Annotated in this window: 12 protein-coding genes; 2 read left to right on the forward strand and 10 right to left on the reverse strand. The window is 67.1% G+C overall.

From position 1 onward, the window contains the following. Positions 1-86: 86 nt before the first annotated feature. The 10 genes from NFH97_RS00540 to NFH97_RS00585 form a co-directional block, all read right to left on the reverse strand. On the reverse strand, positions 87-524 hold the full coding sequence (locus tag NFH97_RS00540) for a copper chaperone PCu(A)C (RefSeq protein WP_349624212.1): 438 nt from the start codon (positions 522-524) through the stop codon (positions 87-89). 100 nt (positions 525-624) lie between these two features. Then, on the reverse strand, positions 625-960 hold the full coding sequence (locus tag NFH97_RS00545) for a hypothetical protein (protein ID WP_045993471.1): 336 nt from the start codon (positions 958-960) through the stop codon (positions 625-627). Between the two features lie 51 nt (positions 961-1,011). Next, entirely contained in the window at positions 1,012-2,226 is a 1,215-nt protein-coding gene (locus tag NFH97_RS00550; protein WP_349624213.1) for a hypothetical protein, read from the reverse strand. Between the two features lie 26 nt (positions 2,227-2,252). Beyond that, positions 2,253-3,074, reverse strand: coding sequence for an energy transducer TonB (locus tag NFH97_RS00555; protein WP_108132695.1), 822 nt, complete (start codon positions 3,072-3,074; stop codon positions 2,253-2,255). Then, positions 3,071-3,481, reverse strand: coding sequence for an ExbD/TolR family protein (locus NFH97_RS00560; protein ID WP_108132694.1), 411 nt, complete (start codon positions 3,479-3,481; stop codon positions 3,071-3,073). The genes NFH97_RS00555 and NFH97_RS00560 overlap by 4 nt, the downstream gene beginning before the upstream one ends. Continuing rightward, positions 3,474-4,013: a MotA/TolQ/ExbB proton channel family protein gene (locus NFH97_RS00565; RefSeq protein WP_045993418.1), complete on the reverse strand. Its 540-nt coding sequence runs from the start codon at positions 4,011-4,013 to the stop codon at positions 3,474-3,476. Before NFH97_RS00565 ends, NFH97_RS00560 begins: the two co-directional genes overlap by 8 nt. After that, positions 3,991-5,457 carry a MotA/TolQ/ExbB proton channel family protein gene (locus NFH97_RS00570; protein ID WP_349624214.1) on the reverse strand — a complete coding sequence of 489 codons (1,467 nt, stop codon included), beginning with the start codon at positions 5,455-5,457 and terminating at the stop codon, positions 3,991-3,993. Before NFH97_RS00570 ends, NFH97_RS00565 begins: the two co-directional genes overlap by 23 nt. Beyond that, positions 5,457-6,317, reverse strand: a complete 861-nt coding sequence (locus NFH97_RS00575; RefSeq protein WP_349624215.1) for a DUF3450 domain-containing protein — start codon at positions 6,315-6,317, stop codon at positions 5,457-5,459. Before NFH97_RS00575 ends, NFH97_RS00570 begins: the two co-directional genes overlap by 1 nt. A 305-nt stretch (positions 6,318-6,622) precedes the next feature. Next, positions 6,623-7,549, reverse strand: a complete 927-nt coding sequence (locus NFH97_RS00580) for an electron transfer flavoprotein subunit alpha/FixB family protein (protein WP_045993417.1) — start codon at positions 7,547-7,549, stop codon at positions 6,623-6,625. Further along, positions 7,546-8,298 (reverse strand): electron transfer flavoprotein subunit beta/FixA family protein, encoded by a 753-nt coding sequence (locus NFH97_RS00585; protein WP_045993416.1) that lies wholly within the window; start codon positions 8,296-8,298, stop codon positions 7,546-7,548. Before NFH97_RS00585 ends, NFH97_RS00580 begins: the two co-directional genes overlap by 4 nt. Before the next feature lie 379 nt (positions 8,299-8,677). Between NFH97_RS00585 and NFH97_RS00590 the strand changes: the two genes are divergently transcribed. Together NFH97_RS00590 and NFH97_RS00595 are read left to right on the forward strand one after the other, a co-directional pair. Continuing rightward, positions 8,678-10,345, forward strand: a complete 1,668-nt coding sequence (locus NFH97_RS00590; RefSeq protein ID WP_349624216.1) for an electron transfer flavoprotein-ubiquinone oxidoreductase — start codon at positions 8,678-8,680, stop codon at positions 10,343-10,345. Between the two features lie 317 nt (positions 10,346-10,662). Then, positions 10,663-11,922 carry a dicarboxylate/amino acid:cation symporter gene (locus NFH97_RS00595; RefSeq protein ID WP_108132690.1) on the forward strand — a complete coding sequence of 420 codons (1,260 nt, stop codon included), beginning with the start codon at positions 10,663-10,665 and terminating at the stop codon, positions 11,920-11,922. Positions 11,923-12,056: the final 134 nt, after the last annotated feature.

Below are 12,056 nucleotides of genomic sequence, written 5' to 3' on the forward strand. Positions count from 1 at the left end.
CACCGTTCTCTCGACATCACTTTGCCGAGCTAACTGTCTCAGCTGTCTCAGCTGTCTCAGCTGTCTAAGCTGTCTCAAGACCGTCGTTACAGCGCCGCCGGCGAGACCACCTCGAAGGTCGTCTCGACGCGCTCGTCCCCTTCGAGGATCAGGCGGACCTCGACTTCATCGCCAACGTTCAGCGACTGTTGCGGCTTCATGAACATCAGGTGATAACCCTGGGGGGCGAACTCGCGGGTCTCGCCGGGGGGCACTTCGAAGCGCTCGACGCCGTGCATCATGGCCATGCCGTCTTTCTCCATGCTCATGTGCAGCTCCACCGAGGCGTAGGCGTCGGCCTCTGCTCCGACCACCGCTGCCGGCTCGTCGCCCGCATTGTAGAGCTTGAAGTAACCGGCACCAGGGCGGTCGCCGGGCAGCATGCGCAGCCTGGCGTCGCTGATCTCTAGCTCGGCGGCAAGTACCGGGGTAGCCGCGAGCAGCGACAGCAGTCCGGCAACCAGGGTGCCCTTGAACATGCGCATGAAAACGTCTCCTTGAGAAAGTGCCGGCACGAGCCTGTGTCGACGAAGGTGGCTCAGTCGTCAAACGCCAACCAACACCGGTCACCGTCGATGGAAACCATCAGCACAGCGCCGACAGGCCACAGTGGGTATTGAAACGACGGGAGTTGACGTCCAGCTCCACCTCGCCGCTCTGGGTATCAAGATAGAAGGAGGCAAAGCCTTCGTCCGATGCCAGCCGATAGGAGCCGCACACGCCATAGCCGTAGCGCACCTCCTGCAAGTTGGCGAGCTCGATCGGTGCCGAGGTCTGAAGTGACGCCGCCAGGGCGGCGCGCGCGTCATCGTCCAGACGGCTGTCGGACATCGCCTGGGAGCCAAAGATGGCCGCCCCGAGCAGCACCACGGCCACCGCGGGAACGATGACCAGCAATATGAGGCTTCTGGAATTCTTCATGGGGCGAATTCTACGCTGAGGGTCATTTTTGCCACAAGGCAGCGAGCCGCCTCAGCCAGCGCCTTCATCGGAGGGTCGAGGTGAATCCGTGGCGCCGGAGCCAGGTTCAGCGGCCGCGCCCTGCCCCGTCTGCGAGCCCGCAGACAGCGCCCCCAGCCAGGTTTGCGCCTCGGCCTCGCCCTTGGCGAGTGCGCGGTTCAATGCCTCGCGCGCGGTCTGTTCGCGGCCCCAGCCTGCGGCAATCTGTCCCAACCGAAGCCAGTCTGCGCCGGCGTCGGAACGCTCGGCAAGAGACTGCCAGGCGTCCAGCGCCTGGTCATGGTCACGTGCCTGAAACCAGGCCTCGGCCAGCAAGCGGCGACGCTGCTCGCTGTCTTCGAGGACGCCGTCCACCAGCGCCCGTTCGAGCAGCTCGGCGGCGCGGGCGGGAGTCCCGGCGGCCAGGTGGAGCTCGATACGACGCTCAAGGTCATCGTTGCCGGACAGGGCGCCCTGACGCCAGCCGGCCTCCCACAGTGCCGCGGCCCGGACCGGATCACCCAGACGCTGGGCCATGGCCGCGGCCCGGCGCCAGGCATCGGCATCGGCCGGATCGGCGGCAAGCCGCGCCTCCAGGGCCGCCAGGGCCTGATCGAGACGACCGCTCTTGTGCATCACGCCACCGGCGAAATCGAGCCGCGCCTGGCTCGGCTGCGGGTCCGCCGCCTTGGCCCGTTCGACCCCGTCGGCGGCGGCCTCCCAGTCCTCATCGGCGGCCGCCAGCTCGGCCAGGGTCCATAGCGCCTCGGCATCCTCGTGGCGCGATAGCCAGTCTTCCAGCAGCGTTCTCGCCTGCTGACGTTGCTGCGCCTGGATGCGCTGCTCGATCTCCTGGCGCAGCCAGCGATCCCGCTGGGCCTGCTCGACCCCATCGATCCGGCGGGCGCTGGCCAGGTGATCGGCGGCTTCCTCTGGCCGGTTCTGGGCCGACGCCGCGCCGGCGGCAAGCTGCAGGTACAGCGCCCTGGCCCAGCGGTCCGAGGCGTTGCCACCGGCGAGCCGCTCGGCCTGGCTCTCGGCCTTGGCCTCGACCCCTGCCGGGTCATCGGCCAGGCGCTGCTCTAGCCCTTTCAGGTCGGCGATGATGCCACCGGCCAGGGTCGGCGCGGCGCTTGCCGCAGGACTCGCCAGCGTGCCGGCCAGTCCTGCGACCAGGCCCAGCGCCAGGGCGACGCCGGCGCCTTGCAGATTGCGCCCCAGCGGGGTGGTCTTCAACACTACTGCCATGGCGATCGCCCCCTTTGGTGTCTCGCTTATCTCAACTGGAACTCAAGACGTTGGCGCGCTCGACGAAGCCCTGACGCCGCCTCGAAGCGCCAGCCGGCGATGGCCTGACGCGCAGCGTCCTCGAATACCCGGCGGGGGCTGGCCTCGAGTACCTGAATGCTGCCGCGATCGACGCTGCCGTCGGCGCGGATGATAAATTGCATCACCACATAGCCCTCGAGCCCACGACGCTGGGCCCGGCGCGGGTACTCCGGCGGCACCTTGCGCGTGGCCCGGGCCGAGGTGCCCACGTCCACCGGCTCGTTGGAGGCAGGCGCGGCGGCGCCGGCCCCCGCCGCGCTGGCGCTGCCCGTGTTGCTGGTCGCATTGGTGGCCACGCTGGGCGCTGGCGTTGGCTGTGGTGCGGGCTCGGGCTGCGGTGCGGGCTCAGGCTGCGGCGTCGGCTCCGGCCGGGGTTTCGGTTCGGGCCTGGGCTCGGGTTCGGGCTCAGGTTCAGGTTCTGGCGGCGTCTCGGTCAACTCCGGCAAGGCGCTGTCCAGTGCCTTGGGCTCTCGTGGCGGCGGTACCACCTCGGGGTCCGGCAGCTGGATCTCGCTGACAGCGGTCTGGGCCGGGCTCGGCGGCGGCGGCGCGGCGGCCACCGGTGGTGGAGGTGGCGGCGCCGATGCCGAAGCAGCGGAGGCCTCCGCCGGGGCCTCGGCCTGGGGCGCCACCGCCTCGGCCAGGCTCAGGGTGATTTCCTCGCGCAGCTCAGGCTCGGCCTCCGGTGGCACCACCAGCAGCGCCAGCAGGGCGAACAGTACCAGGGTCAGCAGGCTACCCGCCGCCAGAGAGACCACTCGCCTCATGCGTCGGAGCTCCTTTCGGCGGCGACGGCAACCTTGTCGACACCGGCGTCGCGCAGCCGGTCCATGGTCTCGATCAGCACCCCGGTAGCGGCGTTGCGATCGGCCTGGATCACCACCGAACCATCCTCGGAGAGCATGCCGGCGACGGTGGTGCCGACGCGATGGATGTCCACCGGCTCACCGTCCACCCACAAGGCGCCTTCCGGCGTGATCGCCACCAGCACCTGGACGTCGGGACGGGAAGAGGCGGCGCTGGACTCGGGGCGCTCGATCTCCACCCCGCTCTCCTTGATGAAACTGGTGGTCACGATGAAGAAGATCAGCATGATGAAGACCACGTCCAGCATCGGGGTCAGGTTGACCTCGCTGGCCTCTTCGGCGCCGGCGGACAGTCGACGTCTACGCATGTGCATCCTCCGCGGCGCGGGCAAGGCGGTCGTGCAGCCGCTGATCCTCGCGCCGAATGATATGTTCGAGCCGTGTAATGAACAGAAGCCCCACCACCGACACCGCCATCCCGGTCAGGGTCGGCAAGGTGGCCCGGGCAACGCCGTCGGCCATGGCGCGGGCCTGGTTGCTGTCGGCCATGGACAGACTGTCGAATACCGTGATCATGCCGGTCACGGTGCCGAGCAGCCCGAGCAGCGGGCAGATCACCACCAAGAGCTTCAACCAGGGCAAGGGGCCACGCAGGCGCCTGATCAGCTCCGTCACCCAGACCTCGCGCAGGGTGCGGGCACTCCAGCTCTGGTGGTCGGGCCTCTCGACCCAGCGGCGCATCAGTTCGGCCCGGGCCGGGCGATAGTGGAAGCGAAAGAACCACCAGCGCTCGAGCCCCACCGAGAACAGCAGCATGGCCACCACGGCGATCACCACCAGCACCGGCCCGCCGGCGTCGATCAGCCGGACGAGGGGATCAAGCCAGGGGTGCATCGGCATGGCGCCTGCTTCCTTGCTTAGCGTCGGTGGCCGGCTGCAGGGCCTTGCGATCGGCTTCCAGACGGTCGGCCAGCACGGCGCTGGCGCGGCCTTCCATGGTGCCGATCAGGGCGCGCGAGCGTGACGACATGGCGGTATGGGCGAACAGCAGCGGTACCGCGGTGATCAGGCCCAGCACCGTGGTCACCAGCGCCTGACTGATACCGCCGGCCATCAACTGGGGGTCGCCGGTGCCGAACACCGTGATCGACTGGAAGGTCACGATCATGCCGGTCACCGTGCCTAGAAGGCCCAGCAGCGGCGCCACCGCAGCGAGCATCTTGACCAGTGCCTGGCCGCGCTCGAGACGCGGCTGCTCGGCCAGCATCGACTCGTCCAGACGTGCCTCCAGGGCTTCGGGGGCATGGCCGGCACCGAAGGCATGGAAGCGCTGGAGCACCCGGCCCAGGGGGTTGTCATTGGACAGCTCATCCATGTTGGCGAGCTGGCGACGGGTGGTCATGCTGACCCGCAGCAGGTACAGATACTGGCCAAGGGCGATCAACAGGCCCAGGGCGCCCAGGGCGACCACCACATAGCCGACCGCACCGCCCTGATGGAAACGCTCGAGCAGCGTGGGCTGGCGCGACAGCGCCTCGATCACCCGTCCGTCAACGGGATCCACCGGCAGCAGCTGGCCATCGCCTGACTGATAAGCGTCGAGCACAGCGCCGACGCGCTCCGGGGTGTGCTCGAGGGCGGAGAGCCGCCCTTCTTCGCCGACCCGCTCGAGCAACTGGCCACCGCCAAAGGCCATCAGGTCACCCACACGGGTCACCTGACGTGGGGCGACCTCACCGCTGCCTGCGGCCACCGGCGCCTCGAATCGACGCACCAGTCCGGTCTCTGCGGTCAGCCCCATCAGGCTGTCGGCCAGGGTCTCGATCTGGGCGACGGTCAGGATGGCATCGTCGTCCAGCCGCGGCGGCAAATCGACGTCGGCGCCCAGGGTCAGCAGGCTCTGGCCGAGATCGTCTCTCAGTTCACCGCTGGTGCCGGCCACCGCGCTGAACACCGCGTTGAGGTCGCCGCCCTCGGCGTCACGCTGGGCACCGATCTCGTCCAGCGCCTGACGCGCCTCGGCCATCTCGGCCTCCAGCCGCTCACGCTCTTCCCGGGCGGCGTCACGACGGGCCTCGGCCTCCTCGAGCGCGGCGGACAGCGCGTCACTGTCCTCCACCAGCTCGGCCAACCTCGCCTGATCACGCGCCTCGGCGGCCTCTCGCTCCAGCTTGAAGCTCGACAGTACGCTGTCGCTATCGCTGTGCTGCTGGGCCATGGCGGCAGGCGCAGCGGCGGCCAGCAGCGCGGTCACGGCGGCACCCAGCACCAGCCTGCGGGCGAGGCCCTTGCCCATCGAGTTGTGCCGGTTCAGCGACACCGGGAAATCCGTCAAAGACACCATCAGGAACGCTCCTCGATCGGTTGGGTCAGCGGCAGCGTCAGCAGTTCCGGTGCACGCTGGTCACGCACGATCTGCAGGCCCTTCTCCACCTGGTCGCGCTCGGCAGCGGACAGCGACTGCCAGCCTCCGTCGTTCCATACGCCACCGTTCTGGCCATCCGGGGTCAGGTAGTACCAGCCCACGCGTCCCAGACGCAGGAAGTCGACCTCGCGGGTCTGATCTCCCTCTTCCAGGGTGCCGCGCCAGGCATCGAGATCGCGCCCATAGTCGAGCTCGGCACGCCAGGCCGCCAGCACCCGCTCGAGCTTCTCGGCTGCGGTCAGCTCGGGGTTGCCCAGGGAGGCCTCGAGCGACGCCACCCGGGCCTTGCGCTCGCCATGGAGGAATGGCACGTCCTGATCGACCCAGGCGTCGAGGCGGCGGGTCATGTCGTTCAACAGTCCCGGCAGGGCGTCGCGGGTCTCGGCCATGGTCGCCATGCCCTGACTGCGCTGCTCGAGGGTCGCCTTGAGCTGCTCGAGCTGGGGGGCCAGCGCCTGGTTGTAGGACTGAAGCCGCTGGGCCTCCTGCTCGGCCTGGCGCAGCGCCTCGATACGCTGACGCACCTCGTCGTCGGCCTGGTCGATCCGCGCCTGCAGCTCGGCCTGGGTGGTCTGTGCCGCCAGGGCCTCGTCGCCGAGATTGTCCGCCGTGTTCTGTGCCTGGGCTACCCCGCTGTGCCCCAGCGCCAGCGCCAGCGCCAGCGCACAGGAGACACCCAGCAGGCTGTTCCTTGCCGCTGCGCCAGCCGTCACCACATCGCTGGGGCTAGCCTGTGATGGCCCGGCGAAGGGCCGCCCGTTGATCTGCTTGTTCGCCATTCCAAGGCCTCCGACCTGCTCTCGCGCCGCCTTGGGGCGCCGCGTCAAATGCCACGACAGTACCCGAAACACGAATTGTTATCAATGCGAGCAAGGTGCCTCTACCCCGAGTTCATCGCTGTCAACACCTCTCGGGCAAGGGCATCGACGCCCCTGTCCGACAGCGGATCGGCACGCCTGGCGAGGGGTTGGCGGCCATGCACATCGATGCCAGACACCCACCAATAAAAACGCCGTGGCGTTGGCCGCCACGGCGTTTGTCAGCGTTGCCGGCCTAGCCGGCACACCGTTTCTACATCTTGCACTCAGAGCTTGCTGTCGAGCTCCGGAATGGCCTCGAACAGATCGGCCACCAGGCCATAGTCGGCGACCTGGAAGATCGGCGCCTCCTCGTCCTTGTTGATGGCGACGATGACCTTGGAGTCCTTCATCCCGGCCAGGTGCTGGATGGCACCGGAGATGCCCACGGCGATGTACAGGTCCGGCGCCACGATCTTGCCGGTCTGGCCGACCTGCATGTCGTTGGGCACGAAGCCGGCATCCACCGCCGCACGGGACGCACCGATGGCAGCGCCCAGCTTGTCGGCGATGTTGTCGAGGATCTTGAAGTTCTCGCCGCTGCCCATGCCGCGACCACCGGAGATGACCACGCGGGCAGCCCCCAGCTCGGGACGATCGCTCTTGGCCAGCTCTTCACCGACAAAGCTCGACAGGCTGTTGTCGATGCTCGCCTCGACCGGTTCGATGGCAGCGGAGCCACCCTGGCCGACGGCGTCGAAGGCGGTGGAACGCACAGTGATGACCTTGAGCGCGTCCTCGCTCTGGACGGTGGCGATGGCGTTGCCGGCGTAGATCGGACGCTTGAAGGTGTCGGCGCTCTCCACCGCGATGATCTCGGAGATCTGGGCCACATCCTTCAGTGCCGCCAGGCGCGGCAGCACGTTCTTGCCGGTGGTGGAGGCGGCCGCCAGCACATGGCTGTAGTCGTCGGCCAGGGCCACCAGCAGGTCGGCGGTGGGCTCGGCCAGCAGGTGAGCGAAGGTCTCGCTGTCGGCGACACGCACCTTGCTGACACCATCCAGCTTGGCTGCGGCCTCGGCCACGGCGGCCACGTCCTGACCGGCGACCAGCACGTCGATATCACCACCGATAGCCTGGGCGGCGGCCACCACGTGGGCGGTGGCGTCGGCCAGCTGGCCGTCGTGGTGTTCTGCCAGAACCAGAATGCTCATGAAATCACCTTCGCTTCATTCTTCAGTTTGTCCACCAGCTCGTCCACCGAGCCCACCTTGACGCCACCCTGGCGCTCGGCCGGCGGCTCGACCTTGACCAGCTTGAGACGGCTGGCCACCTCGACGCCCAGATCGGCCGGGGTCATCACGTCCATCGGCTTCTTCTTGGCCTTCATGATGTCCGGCAGCTTGGCGTAGCGCGGCTCGTTCAGGCGCAGGTCGGTAGTGACCACCGCCGGCAGCTTCAGCGACACCGTCTGCAGTCCGCCATCGATCTCGCGGATGACCTTGAGGGTCTCGCCTTCGACTTCCACCTCGGAGGCGAAGGTGCCCTGGGCCATGCCGGTCAGCGCGGCCAGCATCTGACCGGTCTGGTTGTTGTCGGAGTCGATCGCCTGCTTGCCGAGGATGACCAGCTGCGGCGCTTCCTTCTCGACCACCTTGGCCAGTGCCTTGGCTGCGCCCAGCGATTCAACGCGCTCGTCGCTCTCGACGTGGATGGCGCGATCGGCCCCCAGCGCCAGGGCCGTGCGCAGCTGTTCCTGCGCCGCCTTCGGCCCCACGGTCACCGCCACCACCTCGGTCGCCACGCCCTTCTCCTTCAAGCGCACCGCCTCTTCCACGGCGATTTCGCAGAAGGGATTCATGGCCATCTTGACGTTGGTCAAGTCAACGTCGCTGCCATCCGGCTTGACCCGGATCTTGACGTTGTAGTCGATGACGCGTTTGACCGCGACGAGTACTTTCATGTTGTCCTCGCTTGGTTCATCTGGGGAACCTTGAATGTAAGGAAGGAACCATCAACACGTTGGCGGTGACGGGCACCGCATCGATTTACGCATCGCGTGTCCCGAGAGGACACCACGATTGAGAACTTTTCGCTATGCCCTTATGCGTTTCATGCAAGCGTTTGATAGGGGCTCGGTGCGTACCTTCAATGTGCCACAGGCCGGGCCTTGGCAACAATCCCCGCATGCCGAGTCGACCATTGGGGAGGGTCGACCATCGTAAGGATGACCCGACGACGCTATTATGCCTATCATGGGACACACCGTGAAGCAAACGACCGTTTAAAATCTGTACGACGTTGGTGGCACCCCGACGTCACGCCGAGGAGGAAAGCACCCGATGGCAGAACAAGTAGAACGCGACACCATGGAGTTCGATGTGGTCATCGTCGGCGCCGGTCCGTCTGGACTGGCCGCCGCCTGCCGACTGATGCAGCAGGCCAACGAGGCCGAGCAGGAGCTGACCGTCTGCGTGGTCGAGAAGGGCTCCGAGGTGGGCGCCCATATTCTGTCCGGAGCGGTGCTCGAGCCCCGCGCGCTATTCGAGCTGTTCCCCGACTGGGAGGAGCGTGGCGCCCCGCTGACCACCCCGGCGGTGCGTGACGAGCTTTACCTGCTCAAGGACGCCGAGAAGGCCCAGAAGCTGCCCAACGCGCTGGTGCCCAAGAGCATGCACAACACCGGTGGCGACATCACCCGCTATGTGATCAGCGCCGGCAACCTGTGCCGCTGGCTGGCCGAACAGGCAGAGTCCCTGGGCGTCGAGATCTTCCCGGGCTTCGCCGCCCAGGACGCCATCGTCGAGGACGGCGTGGTACACGGCATCCTGACCGGCGACATGGGCGTGGCCGCCGACGGCAGCGAGAAAGGCGGCTACGCACCGGGCATGGAGCTTCGTGCGAAATACACCCTGTTCGCCGAGGGCGCCCGTGGCCACATCGGCAAGCGCCTGATCCGCGAATTCCGCCTGGACGAGGGCAAGGATCCCCAGCACTACGGCATCGGTCTCAAGGAATTGTGGGACGTACCGGCGGAACAGCACGAGCCAGGGCTGGTGCTGCACGGCTCCGGCTGGCCGCTGGACAAGAACACCCACGGCGGCTGGTTTCTCTACCACGCCGAGAACCAGCAGGTGGTGGTCGGCCTGATCATGGACCTGGCCTACCAGAACCCCTACCTGTCGCCGTTCGACGAGTTCCAGCGGATGAAGCACCACCCGGTGCTCAAGCGCTACCTGGAAGGCGGCAAGCGGGTGGCCTACGGGGCCCGTGCCATCGCCAAGGGCGGCCTCAACTGCCTGCCGAAGATGACCTTCCCCGGCGGGCTGCTGATCGGCTGTGACGCCGGCACCCTCAACTTCGCCAAGATCAAGGGCATCCACACCGCCATGAAGTCCGGTCTGGTGGCGGCAGAAAGCGTGTTCGAGTCGCTCAAGGACGGCAACGAGGGCGGCGACGAACTCAAGGCGTTCGAGGCCAGGTGGCAGGACAGCTGGGCCTACAAGGAGCTCGAGCAGACCGCCAGCTTCGGTCCCGCGATCCACAAGTACGGCACCGTGGGCGGTGGCGCCTACAACTTCGTCGATCAGTTGCTCGGAGGCAAGTTGCCCAGGGTCCACGACACCACCCCGGACCATGCGGCGCTCAAGCCCGCCAGCGAGTTCGAGAAGATCGACTACCCCAAGCCCGACGGCAAGCTGTCCTTCGACAAGCCCTCCTCGGTGTTCCTGTCCAACACCAATCACGAGGAAGACCAGCCCTGCCACCTCAAGCTCGAGGATTCGGAAATTCCGATCCACAAGAACCTGCCGGAGTACGCCGAGCCCGCTCAGCGCTACTGCCCCGCCGGGGTCTACGAAGTGGTCGAGGGTGACGATGGCCAGCCGCGTTTCCAGATCAACTTCCAGAACTGTGTCCACTGCAAGACCTGTGACATCAAGGACCCCGCCCAGAACATCACCTGGGTCGCCCCGGAAGGCGGCGGTGGTCCCAACTATCCCAATATGTGATCGCGGGCGGGCCGCGTCGCTGCCGAACGCGCCCCAACCATGACCCAGGGCGTTGACACGCCCGTTAGCCAACACCCTCAGCGGACGGGCCCAGCCCCGTCCGTTTTTTTATTGCAGGGCATACACTTAACGTCATAACAAATCGGTCTATTGGGCTTCTTGCCAAGACATCGCCGAGCCCTAATAGTGTGCCCCCTTATCGATCGCCCCCCCCTGCCGAACACCCGCCTTGTCATCGGCCTATCCGGCCGAACTCCAGGCCAGGGCCAGGGACAGCGACAGGGCAGCCGTCATCGAGGCCGCTACAGGGAGATACCATGGCCCACACCCGTCAAATACTGCTGGCCCTGATCCTCGGGATCCTGGCCGGCGGCGCCGTCAATCTGTTCCTGCCCCAGTGGGCGGGAGTCCTGGATACCCAACTGCTGACCCCGCTGGGTCAGGTATTTCTGCGCCTTCTGCAGTTTATCGTGGTGCCTCTGGTGTTCTGCGCTCTGGTACTGAGCTTTACCCAGGTCGATCGCAGCGAAAGCGTCGGGCGCTACGCCGGCAAGCTGCTGATGCTCTATGTGCTGACCAGCGCGGTGGCCCTGGCCATCGGCATGGGCATGGCCGCCTGGCTGACCCCGGGCCTCGGCGTGGACAGCGCTCAGGCCGCCGGCGTCGAGGCCCGCGACCCGACCCCGCTGGCCCAGTGGCTGGTGGGCCTGGTACCGAAAAACCCCTTTGAGGCGCTGGCCGAGGCCAACCTGCTGCAGATCATCCTGGCCGCCGCCCTGGTCGGCGTGGCCGCCCGCCAGCTACCGGAACAGAGCCGGCCGCTGGTCTCGCTGCTGCAGAGCGGCTACGACGTGACCCTCAAGATCCTGTCGATGGTACTCAAGCTTGCGCCCATCGGAGTGTTCGCGCTGATCGCCTCGGTGGTGGCCACCCAGGGGTTCGACCTGCTGTTGAAGCTCGGCCTATACGTGATCGGCCTGCTGGCGGCCATCGGCGCCATGGCGGTGTTCTATCTGGCCCTGCTGGCGATCACAGGTGCCCGGCCCCTGGCCTACCTGCGCCACTTCGGCGAGGCCCTGAGCTTTGCCCTTGGCACCGCCAGCTCCAACGCCACCCTGCCGATCGCCCTCAACAATGCCCGGGCCTACGGTGCGCCACACCAGCTCAGCGCCTTCGCCCTGCCCTTCGGGACCGCCCTTAAACGTGACGGCGCCGCCGTGCTCCAGGGCTTCAATGCGCTCTTCGTGGCGCAGCTGTTCGGCGTCGAGGTGACCCTGACCCTGGCCGCCACCATCTTTACCACCGGCCTGCTGGTATCCTTCTCCACCGCTGGCGTGCCGGGCGCTGGCCTGGTGGCCATGAGCACCGTGCTGTCGGCTGCAGGGCTGCCGCTGGAGGGCGTCGCCGTGGTCGCCGGGGTGGACCGCTTCACCGATGGTTTCCGCACCTCTCTGAACGTGATGGGCAATACCGCCAATGCCATGCTGCTGAGCCGTCTGGAGGGCCGCCACCACGCCGCCCACCCAGCCGCTCACCCAGACTCTGGCCAGACAGGCGCCAGCGAGGCAGGCCGCTAGACGATGAATCGACAGGGCCCGGCTGCGCAGGAGAGCCAGGCCCCACCTCGACCAGGTACTGATGATTCAGCGCCATGCTGATAGTCCAACGAGCACGGCCCCGTCACCTGATGACGGGGCCGTGCTCGTTGATG

This window comes from Halomonas sp. SCS19, from assembly GCF_040147015.1.
In the GTDB taxonomy this organism is placed as follows: domain Bacteria; phylum Pseudomonadota; class Gammaproteobacteria; order Pseudomonadales; family Halomonadaceae; genus Halomonas; species Halomonas litopenaei.